This window comes from Stenotrophomonas sp. FR010, from assembly GCF_047520755.2.
GTDB classification, from domain to species: domain Bacteria; phylum Pseudomonadota; class Gammaproteobacteria; order Xanthomonadales; family Xanthomonadaceae; genus Stenotrophomonas; species Stenotrophomonas sepilia.
In genome coordinates this window covers 75,881-101,438 of record NZ_JAXBQT020000011.1, presented here as the reverse complement: position 1 = coordinate 101,438, position 25,558 = coordinate 75,881, and the positions used below count along the sequence as shown (strand labels likewise).

Here is a 25,558-nt window from a genome sequence, read left to right as displayed (position 1 = left end):
CGCGCGCGCGGTCGTGGTTTACCCTGCTCGTCACTGGCCGTCGGTCACAGGCGGGAACCTGCTATGGATGCGCTTTCACGGGTCTCGGCCCAGGTCCTGGACAGCGCCCTGCCCAGCCTGCCGCTGTATCTGCTGCAGGCCACGGCAGTGATCGGCATGATCGGCGTGCTGCTGATCGCCACCCGTCGCGCCGGGCACGCCATAGAAGGCCGTCGCCTGTATGTCGGCGTAGCGCTGGGCCTGATCTACCTGTTCAATTCCTGGTTCGTGGCCCGTTATTCCCAGGGTGTCGTCAAACTGCACCTGGGCTTCGACATCCTGCTGGTCAGTGGCCTGCTGGGCGGCTGGCGCGGCGGCTTGGCCTGCCTGGCTGCCGCCCTCCTGGCCCGCTACCAGTTCGTCGGTATCCCGTTCTTCCTGCCTGCCAGCCTTGAGGCCGTGTTGCAGATGGTGGCGGGCGTCTGGCTGCGCAGGCACCTGTACCCGCGCATGCTCAACGAGCTCTCGCCGCGCATGATCCTGCAGGCATGGTCCGTGCGCATCGGGGTAACCGCTCTGGGTTTGGCGCTGGGTGTGGCGATCATTGGCGCCGATCAACTGCCGGTGGCCGAGCTGGCGATCCAGCGCGCGCTGGCACTGCCGGTCTCGCTGCTCGTGCTCGGCGCCGTGTTCGCGCTGGTCTACAACGATGCCCAGATCGATGCGCAACGCCAGCGCGAACAGGCCTGGCTCCGCATCGATCCGATCAGCGGGCTGCCCAACATGCGTGCGCTCGGTGAACGCCTGCAACAGTACTGGCGGGATAACGACGGCACCGGCAAGGCCTGCCTGATCGTGGCCGAGATGGGCAACCTGCGCGATCTGCGCCTGCGCTACGGGCCGTTGCAGGACAACGGCCTGTGGCAGCGCGACAGCACCGAGGAAGTGCATCGGTTGCTGCCGTCGCTGCCGGCTGCGCAGCTGGAGATCTACCAGTTCGGCGATGCCGCGCTGGCGATCCTGGTGCGCGACCTGACCTTGTCCACACTGCGCACGCAACCGCAGATCACCGAGCTGGCCAGCAACCTGGCCGATCGGGTCGGCCGCGATTGGCCGGGCTTCCGGCCGCTGTTCCGCTGTGCAGTGGTTGAATTGAAGCCCCCTGCTGATGCCGACGAAGGACATCTTCCGTTCCGCGCCATCACCGTGGCACTGAGCGCGATCGAGTCGGGCGTGGTGTTCTTCGATGACCCGATCCAGCGCGACAGCGAGATCGACGCCCTGATCGAGGTTGCCCTTGAGCACTGGCTGCAGCAGGGCAATGCGCCGCTGTGCTACCAGCCCAAGCATCGCCTGCAGGATCGCCAACTGGTCGGCGCCGAAGCACTGCTGCGCATGCGCGACGGCGAAGGCCGGCCGATTGCCCCGATGCGGGTGATCTCGCTGCTGCGCCGCCAGGGGCGGCTGGCAGACCTGGAATGGGCCACGCTGCGGTCGGCGGTGCACTTCCTGCAGCACTGCCGGCGGGACGGCGCGGCGCTGACCATTGCAGTCAATGTTTCAGCCGAATCGCTGCGCCTGCCCGACTTCGGCCTGCGCCTGCAGGAGCTGCTTCAGCTGCATGACCTCCCCGGTGCGATGCTGCGCCTGGAGATCGTCGAATGGACCGAAATCGTCGAGCGCGACGTGGTCGATGCCAACATCGCACAGCTGCTGGCAGCCGGGGTCACCCTGTCGCTGGATGATTTCGGCGCCGGCTATTCAACCCTGATCCTGCTCTCGCAGCTGGCCATCGCCGAGGTCAAGATCGAGCAGGCGCTGGTCGCCACGCTGTCCGACGCCAAGTCGCAGTCGATCGTGCGCTTCATCGTCGAGGTCGCGCACCGCTGCGGCGCGATCGTGGTGGCCGAGGGTACCGAGACCCTGGCCCAGGAACAGAAGCTGCGCGCACTCGGGGTGGATGTCGGCCAGGGCTACCTGTACTCGGCGGCGCTGCCGGCCGACGAATTCCGTCGCTTCGCAGCCGGCTAGACCGCGTAGAACCCCAGGAACATCGCCACCGCCGATTCGGCCACGCGCGCACGTTCCTGCGCGGTCAGCGGCGGCTGCCCCATCGTGACCTGCGGCCAGAACGCGAAGCTCTTCACCAGCCCATGCAACTGGTGGCCGGCAAAGTCCGGATCCACCTCGCGCAGGCGGCCATCGGCAATTGCTGCGCGGATCCAGGCACTCTCGCCACTTTCCTTCTCGCCCATGCGGCAGACGATGGCCTGCGCGCGCTCCGGTGAATGGATGATCTCGGCCATCGCGACCCGCGCCAGATCGATGAAATTCCCATCGCTGAGCAGGTCCAGCTTCTGGCCCAGCAACTGCAGCAGCTGCGTCTGCAGCGGCTGGTCGGCGCGGTATGGCAGTGCGTCGCTGGCCACGCTGCGCTCCCACAGCTCCTCCAGGATCATCGAGAACAGTGCTTCCTTGCTCGGGAAATGGTTGTAGACGGTGCGCTTGGAGACCCCCGCCGCCTCGGCGATGCGGTCCATGCTGGTCGCCTCGTAGCCCGATGCACGGAACTCCTCCACCGCCGCGCGCACGATGGCGTCACGTTTGCGGTCGGTCAGGCGTTGCGGGGCACGGGACATGGCGGAAACCGGATAACTGAACGGATGCCTCCATTTTACACTCGGCAGTGTACTTTTGAATAACGCGAAACTACACTGTGCAGTGTACTCAGCGGACGTCACCCATGAAGCGCCTGCTCCTTGTCCTCCTGCTCGGAATCCTCGCCGTGACCGCCTACACCTTCTGCAAGTCCTGGTCCCTTCCCGACTTCCCCGATTCGCCGCAGTACCGTGATGGCAAGTTCCGCAATGCCCTGCCCCGTCCGGCGATGGGCCTGCGCGACGGCGCGGAGATCTGGTGGACGTTCCTGTTCAACAAGCCCAAGGGCACCGTGCCCGCGCACCCGATTCCGGTGAAGCCGCTGGACCGCGCCACGCTGGACGCCGCACCGGATCGCAGCCTGTTCCGGCTGGGGCACTCCACGATCCTGCTGAAGCTGCGTGGCCAGTACTGGCTGACCGATCCGGTGTTCTCCGAGCGCGCCTCGCCGGTGCAGTGGATGGGGCCGGCACGCTTCCATGCACCGCCGATCAGCATCGACGCGCTGCCGCCGATCGCCGGTGTGATCCTCTCGCACAACCACTATGACCACCTGGACCATGCCGCGGTCATGCAGCTGGCCGGCAAGACCGCGCGCTTCATTGCACCGCTCGGCGTCGGCGACCAGCTGGTCGCGTGGGGGGTGGATGCGCGCAAGGTCGAGCAGCTGGACTGGTGGCAATCCACCGAAGCCAACGGCCTGCGCCTGACCGCGACCCCGGGCCAGCACTTCTCCGGCCGCGGGCTGGGTGACAGCGACCGCAGCCTGTGGGCTTCATGGGTGATCCAGGACGGTGACTTCCGCATTTTCTTCAGCGGCGACACCGGCTACTTCGACGGCTTCAAGGCCATCGGCGAGAAATACGGTCCGTTCGACCTGACCATGATCGAGACCGGCGCCTATGATCCGCGCTGGGCATTCGTGCACATGCAACCGGAACAGACGCTGCAGGCGCACCTGGACCTGCGCGGCAAGTGGCTGCTGCCGATCCACAACGGCACCTTCGATCTGGCCCTGCATGCATGGCAGCAGCCGTTCGAGCGCATCACGGCGCTGGCCGCTGCAAACAATGTTCCAGTGGCTACGCCGATGATGGGCGAAGCACTGGACATGCAGGCGCCGCAGGCGGGTACGCGCTGGTGGGAGACGGTGGAGCTGTAATGCGGTCGGCTCCGATTCTGGCCGCCGCTACGTCTTCGGGTGAAGCCTGCGCCCTTCCCTGGCCAGATTGATCTGTAGTGCAGCGGCGGCGAGCTCGGTCATTTCCGTCGTAACTTTCCCGCTGCCGCGCGCTCGCAGCCAACCGAGAATGTCGACGAGATGCCAGATCGAGGTCGAGCCGTCATGCACGGGGGACGGAAACGACTGCGGGTTGGCCAGCATGAGCTTCCGCATGTTCTGGCGCGACATTCCGAGCAGGTCTGCGACGTCAGTGAGCCCAACCAGATCGGGGCTCACTTCAACCAGTTCGGCACCGGGCACGGCCCGCTGCACATCGTCCAGCGCCGAACGCAGGGCAGCCCCTGCGCTATCTGCTTCGCGGCAGAACGTCAAGGCCAGCCGTCCCGGCAGCCCAAGGCCCACAAGCGCGTCGTCACAGCCGCCTTCGGCCAGGCGCTGCTCGAGGACGCCGATTTCAATACCTGTGTCCGGCAAGCGGTACTTCAGGGTGAAGTTGAACTCCATGATTGACCCCCCTCGCTTCTGACGAAGCGTGATCTCATTGCTCACGACTGCAGTTCTCGACCACACGCCGCGAGGCTCTTGCATGATGGCTGCCGCTACGCGGTGTGCTCCAGATGCTCACGATGCAGAACTCCCCGCATCGGCAATCGGTGTCGTTGCAAGGGCAATACATCCGGCCCCACGCATGGCCGCCCGCCATACGGAGCCTCCACCCACGATCCTCCGCGAACTGCAACGCCGCTTCGATGTCCTTGTCTGGATGACGCGCTCGAGACATTCCTTTTTCTCCATAGTCTGCACACGGCTCACATTGGTTGTCAAATGACAACCCACTTAAAAAGACTTTCGACGTGACCCTAGCCAATTCGCGCTACACGTCCAGAGCCACATCCGTCAGGCCTCCCGTGATGGCAGCGGCAGCGTCCAGCGGCGCTGCAGTGCGTCATGTAACCGGTTACATCCCTTGCTAGCGTAGCGCTCGCCCGATTCCGGCCGAACCTGCGAGGCTGTCCGTAATGACGTTGCGCGCCGAAAGCTCCAAGGTCTCCACACCGCTTTTTCAATTGCGCCCTGCTGCGGCCCTGCTGTTGGCCGCCCTGGCCTCCAGCGCACAGGCACAGACCCTCCCCCCGCGCAGCCAATGGCAGGCCAGCAGTTCCTCGCAGCAGGTGCCGGCGATGGCGATCAGCCACCTGATCGACGGCAACCCGAAGACCGTTACCGGCGGTGCATTCAGTCCGGGCCACTGGTTCCAGATCGATCTCGGCGCGCCTGCAATGCTGGCCGGCGCGCGCCTCACCTGGGATGTCTCCAATCCGGAAGGCTATTCGCTGCAGACCTCACTGGACGGCAGGCAGTGGCAAACCGCGTACACGATGGCCGATTCGCTTGGCGACGTGGAAACGCTGTACTTCGCGCCACGGCAGGCGCGCTACCTGCGGCTGGCCAGCCCGCAGCGCACTTCCGATTGGGGCGTGTCGATCTTCGAGATGGAGCCGCTGGACAGCACGCTCAGCGCACGCGTCAGCGGTATCGATGCAGCGCAGGCGGCGGCGCTCTGGCAAGGCGGCGGCACCGTCGCGATGCCGGCCGGGGCAAATGGATCCCATACGCTCGAGATCACGCTGCCGCAGGCCCAATCAACGGCTGGCCTGGTGGTCGACTGGGCCGATGGCGCACGAGGCGCTGCCCGACTACAGGCGCAGGATGCACAGGGCCGTTGGCAGGACCTCGCACACGATGCACAGGCGGCCAGTCACCGTCAAAGCTGGCTGGCCGCCACTGCAGCACAACCATTGCGTGCTTTCCGCCTGAGCGTGGACGGCGCTGCGCCGCAGATCGCACGCCTGCGCCTGCTCGGTCCGAAAGCCGTGATGACGCCGATGAAGCAGTATCAGATCGTCGCCAGCGCCGCCCAGCGCGCATTGTTCCCGGCCTCGCTGCAGATGCAGCAGACCTACTGGACGGCCGTGGGTGTGCATGCAGGACGACAGAAGTCGATCTTCGACGAGTACGGCAACCTGGAAGCCTTCAAGGGCGCACCGCTGGTGCAGCCCATCTGGCGCAATGCCGATGGCCAAACCGCCGGCGCCGCCGGGCAGGCCATGCAGCATGCCCTGCGCGACGGCTGGAAGCCGATGCCCTCCGCCACCTGGTCACCGCAACCCGGCCTGCAGCTGCGCAGTGAAGTGTTCGCCATTGAGCGCGATGGCCAGCCGGTGACCTTCCTGCGGCATCGCCTGCAGAACACGGGAAGCACGAAGATCGAAGGCACGCTCAGCCTGGTCGTGCGCCCGATGCAGATGAATCCGCCATGGCAGAACGGCGGGCTGTCCCCGATCCGCGAGGTGACCATCGATGGGCAGGCCCTGCGTATCAATGGCCGCACGCTGCTGCAGTCGCTTACTCCAGTGACCGCATCCGGCGCGGCGCCATTCGGCAAGGATGGCGCAACGGAGATCACCGCAAGTCTCGCTGCCGGCCAGCTGCCTTCCACGCAACAGGCGCGTGATGACCAGGGGCTTGCCTCGGCTGCGTTGAACTACCGCGTCTCGTTGGCGCCGGGAAGCAGCGATGCCATCGTGGTCGCGTTCCCGTTGGGCACCGCCGCCGCCGATGCCAATGGCGTGCTGCCCGAAGCGCCTGCGCTGGATCTGGCCACGCTGCCCCGCGATGCCAATGCGGCGTTTGATTCACTGGCCACGCAGGCGTCTGCGGACTGGCAGGCACGGCTGGGCCAGGTCGGCCTGCGCCTGCCCGATCCGTCGCTGGTGGACATGCTGCGCGCGCAGGCCGCCTACATGCTGATCAACCAGACCGGTCCAGCCATGCAGCCCGGCCCGCGCAACTACAACCGTTCCTTCATCCGCGACGGCATGGCCACCTCGGCGGTGCTGCTGCGGATGGGCGAAGCCCGCGTGGCGCGCGACTACCTGGCCTGGTACAGCGAACACGGCGTGCATGCCAACGGCCTGGTCTCACCGATCCTCAACGACGATGGCAGCGTCAACACCGGCTTTGGATCGGACATCGAGTACGACAGTCAGGGCCAGTACGTCGCGCTGGTGGCCGATGTCGCGCGCCTGGACGGCGGACCCGAGTCGGTGCGTGACTACCTGCCGAAGGTGAAGGCCGCGCTGCGCTTCCTGCAGGAGCTGCGCGAGCGCACGCTGGTGCCCGGTTACAAGGCTGACCAGCCTTCGCCGGAACGGTTCGCGGGCATTCTTGCGCCGTCGATCAGCCATGAGGGCTATCCGTCGCCCACCCACAGCTACTGGGACGACTACTGGGGCCTGAAGGGGTGGCACGACGGCGCTTGGCTGGCCGAATCGCTCGGCGACCACCAGACCGCAGCCTGGGCGCGCGAACAATACAAGCTGCTCTACGACGCACTGCGTGCCTCGATCCGGGCGACGATGGCGTGGAAGGGCATCGACTTCATTCCCTCCTCGGCCGACCTGGGCGATGGCGATCCCACCGGCGTTTCGATCGCACTGGACCCGACCGGCGCACAGAGCGTGTTGCCCGCCGAGGCGCTGCGGACCACCTTCGCGCGCTATCTGGACGATGTGCGCAAGCGCAGCCAGCCCGGTGCGCTGTATGCGTACACCCCGTACGAGATCCGCAATGTGCTGAGCTATGTGCACCTGGGCCAGCCGCAGGTCGCCGATGAGCTGCTGCAGGGGCTGCTGCATGACCGGCGCCCGCTTCAGTGGCAGGTGCTGGCCGAGGTCGTGCATTCGCGCCTGCGCTTCCCGCGCTACCTGGGCGACATGCCGCACACCTGGATCGGCGCCGAATACGGCCGCACGCTGTTCGGCATGCTGATGCGCGAAGACGATGATGTGCTCTCGCTGCTGCCGGGCACGCCCCCCTCGTGGGTGGCGGGCGATGGATTGGCGGTGGAAGGCCTGCCCACCGCGTATGGCACGTTGCAGATGCAGGCACGGCAACGCGACGGCACGCTATCGATCACGCTGGGCAAGGGCCTGCGCAGTGGGACGGCGGTGAAGGTCTGGTGGCCGGCGCGGACGATGCCGAAGACCGTGCGTGTGGATGGGCGCGACGTTACCGCGTTCGATGCAGAAGGCGTGCGCCTGGCAAGACCATTCAGAACGCTGGAGGCGCGTTGGTAGAGTAGCCGAGCATGGCTCGGCTCTACAGAAGCAGCGGTAGCGCCGGGCCACGCCCGGTGTCATTGCAGCGTCGGCAACCCCGGCGGATTGGTCTGCGATTGCGGCACCGCCTCCTCGGCCACGTTCCAGCGCTTCAATGCCTGCGCATAGGTGCCGCTGCCGATCTGGGTGTTCAACGCCTGCGTCACCGCATCGGCCAGGCCGCTGCCCTTGCGCGTGGTCACCGAGATCGCCGCAGCGTTCGGCCAGCCACCGGGGAACAGGCCCACGCGCCGCACCTTGCCATCGCGTGCCGAGTAGGCGCCGGTGGCATTGGGCTCGAACGAGACATCGGCGCGGCCAGTGATCACCGCCAAGCGGCCGACCACGGCGTCATCGAAGTACTGGTACTCCACCGGTTTCAGGCCGGCCGCAATGTTCTGCCGGTCCCACTGCCGCAGGATCTGGTCCTGGTTGGTGCTGGCGCCCACCACGACCTTCAGCCCGGCCACATCAGCGGGTTTCTCGATCTTCTGGATGGGCCCATCGCTGCGCGTGTAGATGCCCAGAAGATCGTAGCGGTAGCTGGAGAAGTCGAACTTCTTCTTGCGCTCTTCGGTCACCGTCACGTTCGACAGCACCGCATCGTACTTGCCCGATTCCAGCCCCAGCGGCCAGTCCGCCCACGCGACCGGCACGATCACCAGCTTCAGGCCCAACGCATCGGCAATCAGCCGCGCGATGTCGGGCTCGATGCCGACCACGTCCTTGCTGTCCGCGCCGTAGTCGGCCAGCGGTAGCTGCCCCGGATGGGTCGCCACGGTGAATGCGCCCGGCGTGACGAAGCGGTAGCCCGCAGGAATCAGGGCCTGCGCCTTCGGGTCGAGCGTGCCCTTCAGCACGGCGGTGTTGGTACCGGCCAGGCTGGTCGCGGCCACAGTGGCAGCCTCCGGGGCCTGGCGCACGCGCGAGTAGACGATGCCGGCGATGCCGATGACCAGCACCGCCACGATCAACAGGGTGCTGCGCGAGGGGCGACGCGGCGCTGCAGGGCTCATGGTGTTCCTTCCGGGGTTACAGGGTCTTGGCCAGGAAATCGGCGGTGCGTTGCTGGCGCGGGCGCTCGAACAGAGCCTCGGGCGTGCCCTGCTCGATCACCCGGCCCTGGTCCATCATCACCACGTGGTCGGCCACGCGGCGGGCGAAGCTCAATTCATGGGTGACAATTACCAGCGTGGTGCCGGAGCGGGCCAGCTCTTCGATCACACTGAGCACTTCGGCCACCAGTTCCGGGTCCAGCGCAGAGGTGGGTTCGTCGAACAGCAGCACCTTCGGTTGCAGCGCCAGCGCGCGGGCAATCGCGATGCGCTGTTGCTGGCCACCGGACAGCTGGCGCGGGAAAGCATCGGCCCTGTCGGCCAGGCCGACCCGCTCCAGCAGCGTGCGCGCCTGTTGTTCGGCCTGCACACGGGGCACGCCACGCACCGCGATCGGTGCCTCGATGATGTTCTCCAGCGCGGTCAGGTGCGGGAACAGATTGAAGCCCTGGAACACCATGCCCACCTCGGCACGCCGACGGCGGATCTCACGCTCAGGCAGTTCGTACAGGGTGTCACCGTCACGGCGGTAGCCGATCAGCTGGCCGCCGACGGTCACATAGCCGCTGTCGGCACGCTCCAGGTGGTTGATCAGCCGCAGCAGCGTGGACTTGCCGGCGCCCGATGGGCCGATCAGCACCGTCACGCTGCCGGCGCGCAGGTCCAGGTTCACATCCTCCAGCACCGGCTGGTCGCCAAACACCTTGCCTACGCCGTGCAGCGATACCGCCGCGCCCTCGCCCGCTTCGACCTGGGGGGCGATGCGCGGGCGGTGGATCGAGCGCTGCGCAGCATCGCTCTGCACGCGCAGCGGCGATGACACGCGCGACGCCGTGCGCTCGCGCTGCAGCTGGCCGCGCGCGAAGCGCTGCTCCACCCGTCGCTGCAGCAGTGAAAGTGCGGTCAGGATCACCAGGTACCAGACCGTGGCCACCATCAGCAGCGGCACCACCTCCAGGTTGCGGCGGTAGATCACCTGCACCGTGTAGAACAGCTCAGGCAGCGCCAGCACGTAGACCACCGACGTGCTCTTGGCCAGGCCGATCACATCGTTGAACGCGGCCGGCAGGATCGAGCGCATCGCCTGCGGCAGGATGATGCGGCGCACCTGGCGGCCACGTGGCAGGCCCAGCGCGGCCGCGGCCTCGTACTGGCCGTGGTCAACCGACAGAATGCCGCCGCGGATCACTTCGGCCGAGAACGCGGCCTGGTTCAGGGTCAGGCCCAGCACCGCGGCAGTGAACACACCGATCAGCTGCGTGGTCGGGTACGAGAACAGGTTGATGCCGGTGAACGGCACGCTCAGTTCGATGGTGCTGTACAGGTAGCCCAGATTGTTCAGCAGCAGCAACAGCACCAGCAGCGGGATCGAGCGGAACAGCCAAACGTAGCCCCACGACACCGCCGACAGCAGCGGCGAGCCGGAGACGCGGGCCAGCGCAAGCAACGTGCCCAAGGCGAAGCCGAGGCCAGTACCGAGCGCGGTCAGCAGCAGCGTGCGGCCCAGTCCCTCAAGCACCGGGCGCGCGAAGAACCATTCGGCGAAGGTGCCCCAGCCCCAGCGCGGATTGCCCAGCACGGACTGCAGCCCGATCAGGATCAGCGCCAGTGCCAGCACCGTGCCGAAGACCTGCAGCGGATGCCGGGCCGGCACGATCTTCAGCGCCGGCGCTGGCGCCGGCCGGGTTGCAATGCCATCCAACGCGGTCGAAGGCGTGCTCACGCGTGGGCTCCTTGCAGCTGGGTCTGTGCAGGCACGATGGGGGGCGCCGGTGCCCGCAGGTGCTTTTCGAACGGCAGGTGCGCAATGGTTTCGGGATCCGCATCCAGATCGAACAGCGCGGTGTAACCATGGCTGAGGTACAGGCCAACAGCTTCAGGCTGGCGGAAGCCCGTCGTCAGGAACACCCGCCGATACCCTTGCCGCGCCGCCTGCTCTTCCAGCTCCTGCAGCACGCGCCGCGCAATGCCCTGGCGACGCAGCCCGGGCAGCGTCCAGATGCGCTTGAATTCGGCGGTATCCGGATCACGGTGCGGCATGAACGCACCGCCGGAAATCGCCACCCCGTCGCGCAGCAGCAGCACGAAGGCGCCCACCGGGGCCGCAAAGGCCTGCGCCGGATAGCGCTGCAGCTCCTCGCGGGCGCTGCCACCGATGCGTCGACGCACGTCGGCGTAGCGGCTGTCGTACTCCTGCTCCAGGCCGTCGAACAGCGGCCGCGCCAGTGGGTCATCCACCGAGGTGTAGAGGAAGCGTTCGTTGCTGCTCATGCCACGTCCTTCACCAGATAGTCTTCGGCCAGCCGTGCCCACAGGCTGGCAGCGGGTGCAATGGCGGCGTCGTTGAACACATAGCGTGGGCTGTGCAACGGTGCGCTGTCGCCGTTGCCGACGAACACGAAGCTGCCGGGCCGCGCCTGCAGCAGGAAGGCAAAGTCCTCACTGGCGGTGCGCGGTGCGAAGTCGGGCACCACCTGTTCGGCGCCGAAGCCCTGCACCGCCACCTTGCGGACGTAGGCGGTCTGCTGCGGGTGGTTGATCACGCTGGGGAAGCCGCGCGGGAATTCAATCTCGGCGCGCGCGCCGAACGCGGCGGCGGTCTGCTCGGCAAGTTCCGTGACCCGGCGTCGCAGCGTGTCGCGCACCTCGGGCAGGTAGGCGCGCACGGTCAGCTTCAGCTCGACCACGTCCGGAATCACATTGGCGGCCTGGCCGCCGTGGATCGAGCCGACGGTGACCACGCCCATCTGCCGCGGATCGACATTGCGCGACACCACGCTCTGCAGCGCGGTAACGATGTGCGCTGCCGCCAGGATCGGGTCGATGCTGCCCTGCGGCTCGGCACCGTGGCCGCCCTTGCCGATCACCTTCAGCCGCGCCCAGTCCACCGACGCCATCGCCGGGCCATCGACAAAGCCGAAGTGCCCCACCGGCGCGCCCGGCCAGTTGTGCAGCCCATAGATCGCATCCACCGGGAAGCGTTCGAACAGGCCATCGGCAATCATCTTCGACGCGCCCGAACCCGTCTCCTCTGCAGGCTGGAATACCAGCTGCAGGGTGCCGTCGATATTGCCATGATGGGCCAGGTAATGCGCGGCGGACAGCAGGATGGCGGTATGGCCATCGTGACCACAGGCATGCATCAGGCCCTCGGTCTGGCTGGCGTAGGCCAGGCCGGAGTCCTCGCGGATCGGCAGCGCATCGATGTCGGCACGCAGCCCCAGCCGACGACTGCCCTGCCCGCGCTGCAACGTACCGACCACGCCGGTACCGCCGAGGCCAGTGGTCACTTCATAACCCCATTGCTGCAGAAGTTCGGCCACACGTGCGCTGGTGCGATGCTCCTCGAAGGCCAGCTCCGGGTGCCGGTGCAGGTCATGGCGGATCGCAATGGCGGCCTCGGCGCGTGCTGCGATTTCGGGCAGTACGCCTGTTGTTGGGGAATTCCGCCGGGCCTGGCCCGGTGCTACTGCGGTTTCTCCGCTCATTGCCCTACCCCACCTTCCGCGCCGGTTCGGCGTCGGTCGCATACCGGCTGGCCTTGTACGGCAGGCCCAGATGCTCGCGCAGCGTCTGCCCTTCCAGCGCGCGCTGGTGGTAGCCCCGCGCCTGCAGGATCGGCAATACCTGGGTCACGAAATCGTCCAGGCCCTCGCGCTGCGCGGCAAAGCCGAGAATGAAGCCATCGCTGGCACCGGCATCGAACCAGCGGATCAGCTCATCGGCCACCTGCTCGGGTGTACCGATGAAGTTTGGTCGCGGGCTCACTGCCTCCAATGCCACCTGGCGCAGGCTCAGGCCCTTCTCACGCGCATCCTGCTTGATGCGGTCGGTGGTGGAGCGGAACGAGTTGCTGCCGATGTCACCCAGCTCCGGGAACGGTGCATCCGGGTCGTACTGGCTGAAATCGTGGTGATCGAAGAACCGGCCGAGATAGGCCAGCGCATCCTCCAGCGTTGCCAGTGCGGCAATCGCCTGGTACTTGGCTTCAGCCTCCTCGGCAGTACGGCCGACGATGGGGCCGATGCCCGGAAAGATCTTCACGTCATTGCCGCTGCGGCCATGCGCGATCGCCGAATTCTTCACCTTCTGGGTGAACGCGCGGGTTTCCTCCAGCGACGGCGAGTGGGTGAACACCGCGTCGGCGTACTTGCCGGCCAGCGCGATGCCGTCGTCGGACGAACCGGCCTGGAAGATCACCGGCTGGCCCTGCGGCGAACGCTGGATGTTGAGCGGCCCTTCCACCTGGAAGAAGCGGCCCTTGTGGTCGAGGCGGCGGAACTTTTCCGGCGCGAAGAACGTACCGCTGTCACGCTCGCGCACGAAGGCGTCGTCGTCCCAGGAATCCCACAGCCCCTGCACCACCTCCAGATACTCGTCGGCGATCTGGTAGCGCAGCGCATGTTCCGGGTGTGGCCGGCCATAGTTGCGGCCCGAACCCTCCAGTGGCGAGGTCACCACGTTCCAGCCGGCACGACCGCCGCTGAGCAGATCCAGCGAGGCGAACTGGCGGGCCACGGTGAACGGATCGCTGTAGGACGTCGACAGCGTGCCGGCCAGGCCGATCTTCTTCGTTGCCGTGGCCAGCGCCGACAGCAGCGAGATCGGCTCGAAGCGGTTGAGGAAATGCGGGATCGACTTCTCGTTGATATACAACCCGTCGGCCACGAAGCCGAAGGCGATACCGTTGTCCTCGGCCGTGCGTGCGATGTCGATGTAGAACTGCAGGTTGACGCTGGCATCAGCCGGATTGGACGGATGCTTCCAGGCATGCATGTGGCTGCCGGGGCCCTGCAGCATGATGCCGAACGGAATGTGGCGCGGGGTCGTGCTCATTGGGAATCGCTCCTGCAGGTCAGGCCACCGCCGCGCGCGGCGCAGGCGACAGCAGTTCGAGGGATGTCAGGCGTGCGTCGAGGTCGGCCACCGGCGTGTCGAGGACGAACTCGCCCACGCCGAAGCGCCGGTGCAGCGCGTCCAGTTCGTCACGCACATGCTGCGCATCGCCGGACAGCACGCTGGGGCGCGTCTCCTCGATGCGGAAGTGCGCCACCCCTACCTGGCGTGCATACTCGGCAGCCGCCTCGGGGCTGGGCAGGTTCACCGTCTGCCCCGGGCCAAGATGCAGCTTGTAGACGCGCAGCGCGCCGATATGGCGTGCGGCTGCTTCGGCAGTCGGCGCAGCGAAGGCCACCGTGGCCAGCAACGGCGGCTGCGTGGAGACACTGCGGTAGGCGTCGAACGCGGCCTCGATGTGTTTCGGGTCGCCATCAAAGTGCGCGGCGTAGACGAAGCGCCAGCCCAGTTCGGCTGCCTGCCACGCGCTCTGCAGGCTGGCACCGAGCAGGAAGCGCTCCGGTGCCTGCTGCGGGATCGGGCGTGCCGCCGCCTCGGTGTCGGTGCTGGAAAGATAGTCCTCCAGATCGCGCAGCTGCTGGTCGAAATCGGCAAACCCCGGTCGCCCCGCTGCCAATGCCGCCGTAGCAGCCGGCAGGCCACCGGGCGCCTTGCCCACCCCCAGATCCACGCGCCCCGGCGCCAACGCCGCCAGCAGGTTGAAGCTCTCTGCAACCTTGTACGGCGCATAGTGGCGCAGCATCACCCCGCCACTGCCGATGCGGATGCGCCGGGTCTGCGCCAGCACCCAGGCGGCCAGCACTTCCGGCGCCGGGCTGGCAAGCGCCGGGGCAGCATGGTGCTCGGCGAACCAGTACCGGTGGTAACCCAGCTGCTCGGCACGCTGCGCCAGCTGCAAGCTGTTGCGCAGCGCCTGTTCGGGCGAAGCACCTTCGGCCACCGGGCTCTTGTCCAGCACACTGATGAGATAGCTCACGGTCGCGTCCTCGCTCAGGGGTGGGCTACAGGAATGCCAAGCAATCCGTTCAGCGCGGCCAGGATCGGCTCGGCGCCGGAGATGTACTGGCGGTCCTGGTGGGCGCCACTGGCCAGTTCGCTGCGCACGCCACGCGGCAGTACAAGCTTCGGCAGCGACTGGTCCTGCTCGCCGATCTCGGCGATCACCTCGCGGCGTGGCCGCGCGAAGCCGATGCGGCGCACATCCAGCTGCGCGTCGAGGCCGTCGATGCTCGACAGCGCCCCTTCCAGCAGCAGGCTGTGCCGGCAGAAGAAACGCTGGCCAGGAATCTGGCCATCCTCGAACTCGCGGTCGAGCAGGAACAGGATGGGTTTGCTTGCTGCGTCCAACGCCACGGGAGTGTCCTCATCAGGGCCGGCAATGCGATGCCGCTTCGATTTCGATGCTAGGGATGCCGGTGCTTGCGGTGGCGATACCAGGCGACAATCGGCGGTCAGATCCGGCCATGCAGATGCGCCTTGGCCATAAGCAAAGCGCCGTCGGTTATGCCGTCAGGCAATGCGCCGCAGCGGCGCCGGTACCGCCGGCGCCTGCACGACCAGATGCCCGGCCGCACGCTCGGTCGCCAGCGCGATGCGGGCCTGCAACGCTGCACTGTTGATGTGCTCGCCATCAAAGTCGGCAGGCGTGGCATACACCCCGATCGGAAGCGTGTGCGCCTGCAGGAAACTGAACAACGGCCGCAACTGATGGTCGATCACCAGTGCATGGCGCTCGCTGCCCCCGGTCGCCGCCAGCAGCACCGGTGTATCCACCAGCGCCTCCAGCTCGATGAAGTCGACCAGGTGCTTGAACAGCCCCGGATACGACCCCCGATACACCGGCGCGGCCACCACCAGCAGCTCGGCCGCCTCGATCGTCTGCAACGCCTGCTCCACCGCAGGCTCCGCCTCATCGCGAGACAACGACTGCCCCAGCGAGCGCGCGATCGGCGCCAGCTCCACCACCTCCACGCTGGCGTGTACCCGCTGCTGCAACGACGCCAACAGGTGCCGCACCAGCAGCAACGTGCGCGACGTCGCCGAGCTGGTCGGTGACCCTACCACTGCAACCACCTTCAATGCAGAAGACATGAACTGCTCCTCGATGATGCCGAACCCCGTCCGGCCGCCTTTCGCGTTCTGTAGAGCCGAGCCATGCTCGGCTGCTCCACCTCAGAACCGGTAATTGATCCGCCCGTACCAGAACGTCCCGATCCGGCTCAGCACATCGCCCGAATCCCACGTCGTCTCGATGCTGGCCACATCGGTAGCACTGCGCGCGTACTCCGGCACCCTGCGCGTGCGCTTGTCGAACACGTTGTTGACGCCCAGCGCCGCGCTCCAGCCCGCACCCAGCTCCACCGCACCTGAAAGGTTGGTCACCAGCACCGGCGGCTGCCTGTATTCCACGCCGTTGTTCAGGCGCTTGATCGGGCCGTAGTAGGTGAAGTCGACATTCGAGCGCCAGCGTCCGTTCTGCCAGCCCAAGCCCGCCACCTGGGTGTAGCTGGGCGTGCGGAAGCGCAGTGCGTACTCGCTGGATTTGGTCAGCAGGTTGATATTGGGCAGCCCCTGCAGCGCCGCCGGAATATCACTGACCTTCCGGATCGTGGTGCGGCCGACGTTGGCCGCATAGCTCCAGCGCAGCTTGCCCCACACGGTTTCCTGGTTGGCCTCCAGGGTCAGCTCGACACCGCGTGTGCGGGTATTGCCCACGTTGGTGAAGTAGCTGGCATAGAACGCATCACCCGGCAGGATGCTGATGCCGGCCGAGCCCAGCAGCGCATCGATGGTGTTCTTCTGCGCCGTACTCAGCACCGTGCCGCTGTTGTCGGTGATGCGCGCGGGGTCCTGCGCGTTGTAGCCGATCTGGCTAGACTGGCCGAGCTGGCCACGGATGTCGATCTGGTAGGCATCCACGGCCAGGTGGAACGCCGGGCTCGGGTCCCAGGTCACGCCCAGGCTGTAGTTGGTGGCTTTCTCGGGCTTCAGCGGCGTCGCACCCAGCGCAACCGCCGCCGGCGAAGACACCTGCGCCACCAGCGTGGTGCCGCAGGGGCAGCTGCCCGTGGCCTGGTAGTACTGCGCGCCCAGGCTGGGTGCATGGAAACCGTTGCTGACCGTGGCGCGCACGCCCAGCGCGTCGGTGAAGTCGAAGCGCGTGGTCAGGCGGCCGGTGGAGACACTGCCGAAGTCGGAGTGATCTTCCCAGCGCGCGGCCGCATCCAGATACCAGCGCGCGGTGATGTTGCTGGCCGCGCCCACATAGACCGCCTTGCTGTTGCGCGTCGCCTTCACCGCATCGGCGGTGGAGTAGCCCACGAACGCGGCGGCACCGAAGCCGGTGTAGGACTCCCACTGCCCTGCCCCGCGCTCATACTGTTCATGCTGGTACTCGGCGCCGGCGCTCACTTCCAGCGGTGACGCAAAGGCGGCCACCTCGAAGCCACGGCGCAGATCCAGGTTGGCGATGCCCTGCTGGTAGTCCAGCTTGCCGTCATAGAAGTCGGTGGGCGAACCGGGGTACGGCAGCGAGTAGTTCACCGAATTGCGGGTATAGGTGCGTACCGTGTTGCGATTGCCGGTCAGGCTGGCGTCGTAATCCCAGCCCGCGATCTGGCCTTTGACACCTGCGGTGCCTGTGTACTGCTTCTCCTTGGTTTCCAGCACCGGCAGGAAGCCATCGGGAAACACGCTCAGCACACCCGGCGCCTTGTAGGTGGTGAAGATGGTCGCCGGCAGGCGGAAATTCTGGATCGCCTGCGCGGTTCGATCACTGGCGGTGGCATTGGCGTAGAACTGGGCGCTCTCGCCCAGGCCATGGCCCACGTTCACCGCAAACGCCTTCAGCGCATACGATGGCGAACTGAGGATGGTGTTGGCCTCGGCATCGCGGTTGGCCTCGGCCGGGTTCGGCGATGCGCCGGCCGGCAACCGGTTGTTCGGTCGCAGCGCGACCAGATTGCCGTTGGCATCTACCGCCGGATAGCTCAGGTAGCCATCGATGTAACGGCGGGTACGGATCGCGTGGTGCTGCCGCGTGGTCTCACCGGACAGGTTGACGAAGCCATCGGCGCCCCACGGCAGGCCCACGTTGGCACGCACGCTGGTGCGCGAGCCATCGCCATCAATGCTCTGCCCGCTTTCCACGGAAAGCTCGCCACCGTGCGCCTGCGATTTCAGGATCACGTTGACCACGCCGGTGATCGCGTCCGAGCCATAGATGGCCGACGCGCCATCGCGCAGTACTTCCACGTGGTCGATCGCCGAGACTGGAATCAACGCCAGGTCAGCCCAGGCATGGCCGGGGAAACCGCCGCCGTTGGCACCGCTCACATAGGCACTGGCATTGCGGCGCTTGCCGTTCACCAGCACCAGCGTGTAACCCGGCGAGAGATTGCGCAGCTGGTAGCCACGGATCAGGCTCTCCTGGTCGCTCTGGTAGCCGCCGATCTGGCTCAGCGACGGCAGCGAACGTTGCAGCGCTTCCAGCAGGTTGCCCTGGCCAGTCGCAGCAAGGTCCTCTGCGGAAATCACATCGATCGGTGTGGAACTGTTCTTCACCGTGCGCGTGCTGGTGCGCGACCCGGTAACGACCACCGCATCCAGCGTGGACGCTGCCACGTTGGCCGTTGCAGCGGTGGCAGCAGGATCCGCATCGGCGTCAGCCGCATGGCCAGGCGATGCGGCCAGAACGCTGGCGATCAGGACGGCGAGAGTGTTCAGCACAGGGGCGTGGGCAGCAGGCATGGGGGCTCGTGGGGGTGGGCCGGAAACACGCTTCCATTCAAGGGCCTGTTCACCCACCGCGACAGGCGCGATCGCGTCACCCAGCCGTAACATCCGGCCACCCACATGACCGCTGGTAATGACGTTAGGTGGCCGCAACGGTGCGCTGCTGCCTGTAGAGCCGAGCCCACGTTCGGCTGCTCTTCGCGACGGCGTCAGATGCATCCACCCCGCCGGCACTGAACCGAGTGTGGGCGCGGGCCTACAGGAAGGGAGCGACCGCTCCATATGCCTGCCCGGCATCACCTCATGCCCTCGCACCACGCAGCGCCACGCATCTGCACCCGTAGCATCAAGCCATGCCCAGCCCACCCGCCGATCCCACCGCACCGCTCGTCGCCATCGTTGCCTGCCACGGCCAGGGGCTGTTCGAATTCGGCTGCGCGGTAGGCCTGTTCGCGCCTGTGCGGCCGGAACTCGGCGTGGCCTGGTACCGCACCCAGCTGTGCGCGGGTGAACCCGGTGCACTGCGCATGCTCGGCAATGCACAGGTGCAGCTGCCCTACGATCTCAGCACTGTTGATGACGCCGACATCATCGTCATTCCCGGATGGCGCGAACCCAGCGAACGCCCGCCGCAGGCACTGCTCGATGCACTCGTCCGCGCCCACGCACGTGGCGCACGCATCGCCTCGATCTGCTCTGGCGCCTTCGTGCTGGCCTGGGCCGGGCTGCTCGATGGCCGCCCGGCCACCACCCACTGGCGCCTCACCGAAGCGCTGGCACGCGACTTTCCGCGCATCGATGTGCGCGAAGACGTGCTGTACGTCGACACCGGCAACGTCATCACCTCGGCCGGCTCGGCCACCGGCATGGACATGATGCTGCACATGGTGCGCAAGGACTACGGCGCGCGCGTGGCCAACCTGGTGGCCGAGCGGCTGGTACTGGCGCCATGGCGTGATGCCGAACGCAGCCAGCGTGTCAGCCGCGCCATTCCGAATGGCGAGCCCTCGCGTCTGGCAAAACTGATGGAATGGATGCGCCGCAACCTGCGCGAGCCGCACTCGCTGGGCAGTCTTGCCGAGCAGGCCGCGCTCAGCCAGCGCACGCTGCAGCGGCAGTTCCTGGAAGCCACCGGCCTGTCACCCATCGACTGGCTGATCCGCGAGCGCGTGGCATTCGCCCGCGAGCTGCTGGAAACCACCGACCGGCCGCTGCAGTGGATTGCCGAGCAGGCCGGCTTTGGTTCGCAGGAGTCGTTCCGCCGGCACTTCCGCGGCCAGGTGGACGCCAGTCCTACCCAATACCGCAGCCAGCATCGCGGCGGAATTGGCGCGGATCGGTTGGTGGGCTGCTGATCCAACGCATCACTCCCCGGTGATGCGTGAGGAAAGGCTCACGGCAGGCTATGGCGACCCACGTATAGTGACGGGCGTCACAAGAAGCCCCTTCCATGCTCCACGCATTTGCCTACTCCAGCCACATGTCGGCTGGGCTTTCCGATGAAATGCTCCGGCAGATCGTGTCCCGCTCTGCCACGTTCAACCGTCGCGTGGACGTTACCGGAGCGCTGCTCGTCGACGGGCAGCGGTTTTTCCAGTACGTCGAAGGTCCGCCCGACGGCCTGGAGGCGGTCAAGCACCGCATCCATGACAGTCGCTCGCATGCTGCCGTCGTGCCGGTACTGGACATGGCCATCAGCGCGCGTGCTGTTCCCTATTGGGCCATGACCCGCATCGACACCGGGCAGGTCGTGGTGTCCGGCCTGGTCAATGCGCGATGGGACGAATTTGGCCATGCCGTTCCGGGCATGGATCAGCTCGTCGGCCTGCTGCGTCCGCACTTTCCGCGCATCGGCCCGCTCGGTATCCACCATGCGCCCGCCGGATCCAGCTGAACCGCCGCCTTGCGCGCGTAGTCCCACGCGGCCGCGTGCTCCCCTGCACACGTCATCATTCAAGCCGCGTTACCCATCGTTCCTGCCAGATCCACAGCATGCCTGTACCTGCTCAACCTTCAACGGAAACACGTGCCTCGCCCGCCGAGTTGTTCGAGGTTGTCGTCCTGCGCGCAGGCACGGCCCTGTTCGCGATCGACGTACAGGTGGCCGTGGAAATACGCGGCCCCGAGACCTTCGGCCCTGCAGATCAGCATGGCAGGCGGAACTTGGAGGTACGAGGGCAGCCATTGCCGGTGGCCGACCTGCGCAGGCTCAGCGGGCAACCGGCATTCGATGGCGGCAGCCCAGCCATGCTGTTGATCAGCGCCGGCACCGCAACCCTGGCGCTGGCGGTAGATGAAGTGCTGGAAATCGAAACACCGGACGCAACGCCAGACGTATCCGCGCCTGCCGAGGGTCGGGTGTTCAATTTCTGCAGCGGGCACGTTCGGGTGGATGCCACACGTTCGGCTGCGCTGATCGAACCGCAGTCGCTGCTGGCCGCGCTCGCGGTGCGGGACTAAGGCGCCTCTGCTCAAGGGCGCCTGCGAACCGGTTCAAACCGCATGCGCCAGCACTGCGCGGCAAAGCCGATCACAAACACCACCGCCAATCCCAGCAACGTGTGCAGCACCACCGGCGCCATCGGCGCCGCAGCAATCGGATGCGCTGCCGGCAACCGTGTCAGCGTTTCATTCACGCCTGGCACCAGCGACAGCAGGAAGCTGAAGGACAGCGCAAATGTCGACAGGTAAGGTGCGGCGCCACCCAGCCAGCGCAGCCGGGCCGCCAGCACGCCGCCGAACGCCACCAGCAGCACGATCACTCCGAATGCGTGGCCCGGGTTGATCCCGCCCGTACTGGAGACGGTGAACGACGTTGCCACCGACAGCACCAGCCCAAGCAGGTACAGCTTGCCGGAGCGGGTCGCGGGGTCGATCGCGCGATGGCGAATGAAGGCATACAGGCCGGCGAACACCGGTACAAGGCTGACGGCCGTGTGGATCACGCCCAGCGTGGACAGAGAGTGCGACATGGAACATCTCCAAGGGTTGATTGAATCTACTAGTAGGTAGACTTCTAGATCAAAGAAAAGGCCTACGTTGCCGCAGGCCCAGCACACATCCATCAGGCAGCCGCGCTCACCCGCGCGATGGCCAGCCGTGCCAGCGCAGCAAACGTCGCCGCATCGCCGAAACCGCGCGCGGCCAGCATCGCGCCATGCACCGAGGACATGAACGCTCTGGCCTCATCGGCCACCGGACCCTGCAGGCGCAGTTGACCCAGCGCCGCGCCCTTCTCCAGCGTCACCGTCAGCCACCCGCTCAGATCCTCGAAATGCCCGCGTACTTCTTCGGCAATCTCCGCAGGGATCATCGGCGCCTCTGCCGCCAGCATCGCGCAGATGCAGAACGAAGACGTGCCACCGGCAATACAGCTCGACCAGTAGTCCACATAGGCGTTGAGCTCCTGCAGCGGGTCGTCCAGCTGCCGGTCCAGCAGCGCCAGGCCTTCGCGCGCCTCGGCCCGGTACAGCTCAACCACCGTGCGCACCAGGTCCGCCTTGCTGGGGAAATGGTGATGGATGCTGGCCTTGCTGATGTTCACCCGCGCCGACACGTCGGCGTAGCTGAAACCGTTGTAGCCACCGGCCTCCAGCAGCGAACGGGCGTGCGCCAGGATCTCCTGGGCTTTGGGCGAGAGCGACTCTTTCATGCCGCCAACCTACTAGTAGGTTGAATCGCTGTCAACTCCCCGCAGCCGGGTGGGCAGCATCTGCTAGTGCCGGCCGCTGGCCGGCAACTGCACGCACCCAACTCCACCGGGATGCCGGCCAGCGGCCGGCACTACCCCATCCGGGCGTTCGTGGCCGGTTTTGACATGCAGGTATTTACCTGCATATAGTCCACTCAAGGGCGGCGCCTGCCGGCCCATGGCGAGGAACCTGCAATGGTGGATATCGCACACCGGGTCGGCATCAAGGCCCCCGCAAGCCAGGTGTATCAAGCACTGGCCACCCCTGAAGGCGTCGCCGCCTGGTGGGCCGAAGACACCCATGGCGACCGCGATACCGGCGGCACGGTCAGGGTGCGCTTCACGAACAACGACTCGGAAATCGGCGCCATGGAAATGCAGCTCGAACAGCTCATTCCCGGCGAACTCGTGCTCTGGAAGTTCCTGGTCGGCCCTGCCGAATGGATCGGCACCCACGTGCGCTTTGCGCTGAAGCAGGAAGGCGACTACTGCATCGTCCTGTTCACCCACGAAGGCTGGAAGGAACGCGTCGAGTTCACCTCCCACTGCAGCACCAAGTGGGCGGTCTTCCTGCTGAGCCTCAAGGCCCTGCTGGAAACCGGCAAGGGTCAGCCCAATCCACACGACATCAGGATCGACAACTGGAACTGAAGACGCCCCGCATGAATGCAGACAAGGTTTTCAAGGCACTGGCCGACCCCACGCGTAGAACGCTGCTGGACCTGCTTTGCGAAGACAACGGCCAGACCCTGGGCCAGCTCTGCGAACACCTGGACATGGCCCGGCAATCGGTCACCCAGCACCTGGGCCTGCTGGAAGACGCCAACCTGATCAGCACGGTGCGCCGTGGCCGCGAGAAGCTGCACTTCATCAACCCGGTGCCGCTGCATGAAGTCTACGAGCGCTGGGTACGCAAGTTCGAGCAGCAGCGCCTGAGCCTGCTGCATGACCTGAAACGCGAACTGGAAGGAGAATGACGATGTCCGCAGAGACTACCCGCTTCATCCACGTGATCTACATCGCCTCGACGCCACAAAAGGTGTTCGAGGCCATCACCCGCCCCGAGATCGCCCGCCGCTACTGGGGCCATGAAAACGTCTCGGACTGGAAACCCGGCTCGCGCTGGCAGCACGTGCGCGCCAACGAAACGCGCTCGGTCGAACTGGTCGGCGAAGTGGTGGAAAGCAACCCGCCCTCGCGGCTGGTCATCACCTGGGCCGCCGCCTCGCAGGCCGACAACCCGGACGCCTACAGCCGGGTGACCTTCGAGATCGTGCCCTACCAGGACATGGTGCGGCTGACGGTTACCCATGAGGAGCTGGAACCGGGCAGCGGCATGGATACCGGCATCCGCCAGGGCTGGCCGATCGTGCTGTCAAGCCTGAAGTCGCTGCTGGAGACCGGCAAGGGATTGGATGTGTTTGCGAAGCCGAGCTGAGTCGTGCCGCTATCGGCGGCGGAGCGCCATCCGCCGCCTGCGCCACCATCCGCTCAATCGCTCACTGTGCGCGCGCGCCCGTATTGTCCGTGCACATCCTGCTTGATCCAATCCGCCAGCAGGCGCAGATAGCCGTCGGTGATCCGCGTCGACACGCGGTTGCCCTCGGCATCGGTGCGGAACTCGACCATGCCATGGTCGGTGTCGGGGAACAGGTAGGTCTCGATCGGCTGTCCTGACGCGCGCAGGCGCCCCAGGATGGTGCGCGTGGCCGCAATCGGTGCGGCCCGGTCCTGCTCGGCCAGCACCCATAGCAGCGGCACCTTCAGGCGGCGCAGCGCAGCCTCGGCGTCGTAGTCCCAGATCAGCTCCAGGTTATCGAAGCGCGCGCGACCGATCCGGCGCAGGTCAGCGTCACTCATGCGCAGCATGTCACCGCTGTATTCGCCACTGATGGTCTTTGCCCACGGCGCGGCACCCACCTGCGCACGCACCTTCGCCAGCGCCTCGAAACCTTCACTGAAATGCGTGCGCATCAGCTGCGCGGTGGCCTCTGACAGCTGCCCGACCTGCGCCAACGCCGCCGCATCCAGCTGCATGCGCCGTGCCTCATCGAACAGCTGCTCGTGGTCCTCCTCGATGGGCGAGACCACCAGCCCGAAACCGATCGCCACGAAATCCGCCTGCGAACGCGTGGCCGCCAGCGGCGCGATCCAACCGCCCTGGCTGCCACCGAAGTAGCCGGCACGGCCGAAGCGACCTTTTGCCAGTTCCCGCGCCTTAGCAAGCGCCGCCGCTGCGTCGTCAGCGAGCAGCTCGAAGTTCTGCGTGTACTCGCCTTCCGAATCGCCGGTGCCACGCTTCTGGTAGGCGAACACCGAGATTCCCTGCGCCACCAGCATGCGTTGGTAGATCGCCGCCACCGCCATCGTGCGTTCCGAGCCATGGACCAGCACCACCAGCGGCCGCTTGGGATCGGCCGGACCGGCGGGTTCGATCAACTGCCCGACCAGCTTGGTTCCGGCACTGGTGAAAGTTGCATCGGTATCGCGGGTGGGCAGTCGCTGCCAGCGCTGCGTGGCCCCCGCAGGCGAGCTAATGCTGACCACATCGCCGCTGCAGCTCACCGGTGCGTTGGCATCGCCGGTGGCGCCACGTCGCCCGTCCAGCATCAGATAACGCTGCCCCGTGGCCGGTGCCGCAGCGGGTGCGCCCAGCACCACGATGTTGCCCTGCCCATCACCGTAGGCACTGGCCGTGCACAGCTCGGCGGCTGCAACCGGCAGGCCCGAACACACCAGCACCGCGCTCAACAACGAACGACTCTTCCACCCTGCCATGCCCTTCCCCGTTGCAGTGAACCCGCGTCGCGCAGGCGCCGGGCGCAGCCTAGCGCGTTCGTTCGCCAGATTCATGCTGCACCCGCTCGCCGTCGCCTTCTGCCATGGCCATACTGGAAGGACGATACGGACTTCAGAGCGCCATGCACCCACACTTGGAACACATCGGCACCACCCGCATCCTGCGCGTCGACCCGCAGGGTCCGATGCTCAATGCCGGCGCCCTGCGCAACCTGGTCGGCGATGCCCTTGGGCACCAGGCCGAGTGGATCGCCGTGCCCGTGCAACGCCTTTCGACGGACTTCTTCGAGCTGCGCTCCGGCATGGCCGGGCAATGGCTGCAGATGCTGGTGAACTACCGACTGCGCTTCGCCGTACTGGGCGACGTCAGCGCCTACCGCGCATAAAGCCCGTCGCTGGATGCATGGATCACCGAGTGCAACCGCGGCCGCGACGGCTGCTT

General features: G+C 66.5%; 24 protein-coding genes. 10 read left to right on the top strand and 14 right to left on the bottom strand.

Annotation, left to right across the window (positions count from 1 at the left end; genetic code table 11):
* The first annotated feature begins 63 nt into the window (after positions 1 to 63).
* Complete coding sequence (locus tag ACM0PK_RS11850; protein ID WP_329846083.1) at positions 64 to 2,010, top strand: EAL domain-containing protein; 1,947 nt, start codon at positions 64 to 66, stop codon at positions 2,008 to 2,010.
* Here the strand turns inward: ACM0PK_RS11850 and ACM0PK_RS11845 are convergent.
* Positions 2,007 to 2,618, bottom strand: coding sequence for a TetR/AcrR family transcriptional regulator (locus ACM0PK_RS11845; protein WP_072168938.1), 612 nt, complete (start codon positions 2,616 to 2,618; stop codon positions 2,007 to 2,009). The two genes, ACM0PK_RS11850 and ACM0PK_RS11845, sit on opposite strands and share 4 nt — an antisense overlap.
* Before the next feature lie 104 nt (positions 2,619 to 2,722).
* Here ACM0PK_RS11845 and ACM0PK_RS11840 point away from each other — a divergent pair, with 104 nt between their 5' ends.
* Positions 2,723 to 3,799 carry an MBL fold metallo-hydrolase gene (locus ACM0PK_RS11840; RefSeq protein WP_414607366.1) on the top strand — a complete coding sequence of 359 codons (1,077 nt, stop codon included), beginning with the start codon at positions 2,723 to 2,725 and terminating at the stop codon, positions 3,797 to 3,799.
* Between the two features lie 27 nt (positions 3,800 to 3,826).
* On the opposite strand, the gene ACM0PK_RS11835 is transcribed toward ACM0PK_RS11840, so the two are convergent.
* Entirely contained in the window at positions 3,827 to 4,324 is a 498-nt protein-coding gene (locus ACM0PK_RS11835; RefSeq protein ID WP_111201748.1) for a helix-turn-helix transcriptional regulator, read from the bottom strand.
* Positions 4,325 to 4,839: 515 nt separating this feature from the next.
* On the opposite strand from ACM0PK_RS11835, the gene ACM0PK_RS11830 reads away from it, so the two are divergent.
* Positions 4,840 to 7,959 (top strand): galactose-binding domain-containing protein, encoded by a 3,120-nt coding sequence (locus ACM0PK_RS11830; protein WP_414607367.1) that lies wholly within the window; start codon positions 4,840 to 4,842, stop codon positions 7,957 to 7,959.
* Between the two features lie 59 nt (positions 7,960 to 8,018).
* Here the strand turns inward: ACM0PK_RS11830 and ACM0PK_RS11825 are convergent, their stop codons facing one another.
* From ACM0PK_RS11825 to ACM0PK_RS11785, 9 genes are all read right to left on the bottom strand, one after another.
* Positions 8,019 to 8,996: an ABC transporter substrate-binding protein gene (locus ACM0PK_RS11825; protein WP_111201751.1), complete on the bottom strand. Its 978-nt coding sequence runs from the start codon at positions 8,994 to 8,996 to the stop codon at positions 8,019 to 8,021.
* A 16-nt stretch (positions 8,997 to 9,012) separates the two neighbouring features.
* The gene (locus ACM0PK_RS11820; RefSeq protein ID WP_111201752.1) at positions 9,013 to 10,758 is read right to left on the bottom strand and encodes an amino acid ABC transporter permease/ATP-binding protein; all 1,746 of its coding nucleotides are present in this window, start codon (positions 10,756 to 10,758) and stop codon (positions 9,013 to 9,015) included.
* The gene (locus ACM0PK_RS11815) at positions 10,755 to 11,306 is read right to left on the bottom strand and encodes a GNAT family N-acetyltransferase (protein WP_065185134.1); all 552 of its coding nucleotides are present in this window, start codon (positions 11,304 to 11,306) and stop codon (positions 10,755 to 10,757) included. The genes ACM0PK_RS11820 and ACM0PK_RS11815 overlap by 4 nt, the downstream gene beginning before the upstream one ends.
* A complete protein-coding gene (locus ACM0PK_RS11810) occupies positions 11,303 to 12,523 on the bottom strand; it encodes a M20 aminoacylase family protein (RefSeq protein WP_111201753.1) in 1,221 nt (406 codons plus the stop codon). Before ACM0PK_RS11810 ends, ACM0PK_RS11815 begins: the two co-directional genes overlap by 4 nt.
* A 4-nt stretch (positions 12,524 to 12,527) precedes the next feature.
* Positions 12,528 to 13,871: an LLM class flavin-dependent oxidoreductase gene (locus ACM0PK_RS11805; protein WP_111201754.1), complete on the bottom strand. Its 1,344-nt coding sequence runs from the start codon at positions 13,869 to 13,871 to the stop codon at positions 12,528 to 12,530.
* 19 nt (positions 13,872 to 13,890) lie between these two features.
* The gene (locus ACM0PK_RS11800; protein WP_111201755.1) at positions 13,891 to 14,868 is read right to left on the bottom strand and encodes an MsnO8 family LLM class oxidoreductase; all 978 of its coding nucleotides are present in this window, start codon (positions 14,866 to 14,868) and stop codon (positions 13,891 to 13,893) included.
* A 14-nt stretch (positions 14,869 to 14,882) separates the two neighbouring features.
* Positions 14,883 to 15,245: a DUF3088 family protein gene (locus ACM0PK_RS11795; protein WP_111201756.1), complete on the bottom strand. Its 363-nt coding sequence runs from the start codon at positions 15,243 to 15,245 to the stop codon at positions 14,883 to 14,885.
* Positions 15,246 to 15,401: 156 nt separating this feature from the next.
* Positions 15,402 to 15,983, bottom strand: a complete 582-nt coding sequence (gene msuE, locus ACM0PK_RS11790) for an FMN reductase (RefSeq protein ID WP_111201757.1) — start codon at positions 15,981 to 15,983, stop codon at positions 15,402 to 15,404.
* An 81-nt stretch (positions 15,984 to 16,064) separates the two neighbouring features.
* On the bottom strand, positions 16,065 to 18,641 hold the full coding sequence (locus tag ACM0PK_RS11785; RefSeq protein WP_414607368.1) for a TonB-dependent receptor plug domain-containing protein: 2,577 nt from the start codon (positions 18,639 to 18,641) through the stop codon (positions 16,065 to 16,067).
* A gap of 338 nt (positions 18,642 to 18,979) precedes the next feature.
* Here ACM0PK_RS11785 and ftrA point away from each other — a divergent pair, with 338 nt between their 5' ends.
* From ftrA to ACM0PK_RS11770, 3 genes are all read left to right on the top strand, one after another.
* Entirely contained in the window at positions 18,980 to 19,981 is a 1,002-nt protein-coding gene (gene ftrA / locus ACM0PK_RS11780) for a transcriptional regulator FtrA (protein ID WP_005416274.1), read from the top strand.
* Between the two features lie 95 nt (positions 19,982 to 20,076).
* On the top strand, positions 20,077 to 20,520 hold the full coding sequence (locus ACM0PK_RS11775) for a BLUF domain-containing protein (RefSeq protein WP_065177486.1): 444 nt from the start codon (positions 20,077 to 20,079) through the stop codon (positions 20,518 to 20,520).
* Positions 20,521 to 20,669: 149 nt separating this feature from the next.
* Positions 20,670 to 21,086, top strand: a complete 417-nt coding sequence (locus ACM0PK_RS11770; RefSeq protein ID WP_495498529.1) for a chemotaxis protein CheW — start codon at positions 20,670 to 20,672, stop codon at positions 21,084 to 21,086.
* 11 nt (positions 21,087 to 21,097) lie between these two features.
* On the opposite strand, the gene ACM0PK_RS11765 is transcribed toward ACM0PK_RS11770, so the two are convergent.
* A complete protein-coding gene (locus ACM0PK_RS11765) occupies positions 21,098 to 21,598 on the bottom strand; it encodes a hypothetical protein (RefSeq protein ID WP_111201334.1) in 501 nt (166 codons plus the stop codon).
* Between the two features lie 92 nt (positions 21,599 to 21,690).
* Positions 21,691 to 22,278: a TetR/AcrR family transcriptional regulator gene (locus ACM0PK_RS11760; protein ID WP_164093033.1), complete on the bottom strand. Its 588-nt coding sequence runs from the start codon at positions 22,276 to 22,278 to the stop codon at positions 21,691 to 21,693.
* A gap of 234 nt (positions 22,279 to 22,512) precedes the next feature.
* Here ACM0PK_RS11760 and ACM0PK_RS11755 point away from each other — a divergent pair, with 234 nt between their 5' ends.
* The 3 genes from ACM0PK_RS11755 to ACM0PK_RS11745 are packed head-to-tail and all read left to right on the top strand — an operon-like array spanning position 22,513 to position 23,755.
* Positions 22,513 to 22,968 (top strand): SRPBCC family protein, encoded by a 456-nt coding sequence (locus tag ACM0PK_RS11755; RefSeq protein ID WP_111201336.1) that lies wholly within the window; start codon positions 22,513 to 22,515, stop codon positions 22,966 to 22,968.
* An 11-nt stretch (positions 22,969 to 22,979) separates the two neighbouring features.
* Positions 22,980 to 23,294, top strand: a complete 315-nt coding sequence (locus ACM0PK_RS11750) for an ArsR/SmtB family transcription factor (protein WP_005416268.1) — start codon at positions 22,980 to 22,982, stop codon at positions 23,292 to 23,294.
* Between the two features lie 2 nt (positions 23,295 to 23,296).
* Positions 23,297 to 23,755 (top strand): SRPBCC family protein, encoded by a 459-nt coding sequence (locus ACM0PK_RS11745; protein WP_134955371.1) that lies wholly within the window; start codon positions 23,297 to 23,299, stop codon positions 23,753 to 23,755.
* A 53-nt stretch (positions 23,756 to 23,808) separates the two neighbouring features.
* On the opposite strand, the gene ACM0PK_RS11740 is transcribed toward ACM0PK_RS11745, so the two are convergent.
* Entirely contained in the window at positions 23,809 to 25,095 is a 1,287-nt protein-coding gene (locus ACM0PK_RS11740) for an alpha/beta hydrolase family protein (RefSeq protein ID WP_414607369.1), read from the bottom strand.
* A gap of 143 nt (positions 25,096 to 25,238) precedes the next feature.
* Between ACM0PK_RS11740 and ACM0PK_RS11735 the strand changes: the two genes are divergently transcribed.
* Entirely contained in the window at positions 25,239 to 25,502 is a 264-nt protein-coding gene (locus ACM0PK_RS11735; RefSeq protein WP_414607370.1) for a DUF4180 domain-containing protein, read from the top strand.
* Positions 25,503 to 25,558: the final 56 nt, after the last annotated feature.

What these genes read in the sequence shown, in the direction of transcription:
- ACM0PK_RS11850 (WP_329846083.1), top strand. Translation starts at nt 64, where the DNA reads ATGGATGCGCTTTCACGGGTCTCGGCCCAGGTCCTGGACAGCGCCCTG.
- ACM0PK_RS11845 (WP_072168938.1), bottom strand. Translation starts at nt 2,618, where the DNA reads ATGTCCCGTGCCCCGCAACGCCTGACCGACCGCAAACGTGACGCCATC.
- ACM0PK_RS11840 (WP_414607366.1), top strand. Translation starts at nt 2,723, where the DNA reads ATGAAGCGCCTGCTCCTTGTCCTCCTGCTCGGAATCCTCGCCGTGACC.
- ACM0PK_RS11835 (WP_111201748.1), bottom strand. Translation starts at nt 4,324, where the DNA reads ATGGAGTTCAACTTCACCCTGAAGTACCGCTTGCCGGACACAGGTATT.
- ACM0PK_RS11830 (WP_414607367.1), top strand. Translation starts at nt 4,840, where the DNA reads ATGACGTTGCGCGCCGAAAGCTCCAAGGTCTCCACACCGCTTTTTCAA.
- ACM0PK_RS11825 (WP_111201751.1), bottom strand. Translation starts at nt 8,996, where the DNA reads ATGAGCCCTGCAGCGCCGCGTCGCCCCTCGCGCAGCACCCTGTTGATC.
- ACM0PK_RS11815 (WP_065185134.1), bottom strand. Translation starts at nt 11,306, where the DNA reads ATGAGCAGCAACGAACGCTTCCTCTACACCTCGGTGGATGACCCACTG.
- ACM0PK_RS11810 (WP_111201753.1), bottom strand. Translation starts at nt 12,523, where the DNA reads ATGAGCGGAGAAACCGCAGTAGCACCGGGCCAGGCCCGGCGGAATTCC.
- ACM0PK_RS11805 (WP_111201754.1), bottom strand. Translation starts at nt 13,871, where the DNA reads ATGAGCACGACCCCGCGCCACATTCCGTTCGGCATCATGCTGCAGGGC.
- msuE (WP_111201757.1), bottom strand. Translation starts at nt 15,983, where the DNA reads ATGTCTTCTGCATTGAAGGTGGTTGCAGTGGTAGGGTCACCGACCAGC.
- ACM0PK_RS11785 (WP_414607368.1), bottom strand. Translation starts at nt 18,641, where the DNA reads ATGCCTGCTGCCCACGCCCCTGTGCTGAACACTCTCGCCGTCCTGATC.
- ftrA (WP_005416274.1), top strand. Translation starts at nt 18,980, where the DNA reads ATGCCCAGCCCACCCGCCGATCCCACCGCACCGCTCGTCGCCATCGTT.
- ACM0PK_RS11775 (WP_065177486.1), top strand. Translation starts at nt 20,077, where the DNA reads ATGCTCCACGCATTTGCCTACTCCAGCCACATGTCGGCTGGGCTTTCC.
- ACM0PK_RS11765 (WP_111201334.1), bottom strand. Translation starts at nt 21,598, where the DNA reads ATGTCGCACTCTCTGTCCACGCTGGGCGTGATCCACACGGCCGTCAGC.
- ACM0PK_RS11760 (WP_164093033.1), bottom strand. Translation starts at nt 22,278, where the DNA reads ATGAAAGAGTCGCTCTCGCCCAAAGCCCAGGAGATCCTGGCGCACGCC.
- ACM0PK_RS11755 (WP_111201336.1), top strand. Translation starts at nt 22,513, where the DNA reads ATGGTGGATATCGCACACCGGGTCGGCATCAAGGCCCCCGCAAGCCAG.
- ACM0PK_RS11750 (WP_005416268.1), top strand. Translation starts at nt 22,980, where the DNA reads ATGAATGCAGACAAGGTTTTCAAGGCACTGGCCGACCCCACGCGTAGA.
- ACM0PK_RS11745 (WP_134955371.1), top strand. Translation starts at nt 23,297, where the DNA reads ATGTCCGCAGAGACTACCCGCTTCATCCACGTGATCTACATCGCCTCG.
- ACM0PK_RS11740 (WP_414607369.1), bottom strand. Translation starts at nt 25,095, where the DNA reads ATGGCAGGGTGGAAGAGTCGTTCGTTGTTGAGCGCGGTGCTGGTGTGT.
- ACM0PK_RS11735 (WP_414607370.1), top strand. Translation starts at nt 25,239, where the DNA reads ATGCACCCACACTTGGAACACATCGGCACCACCCGCATCCTGCGCGTC.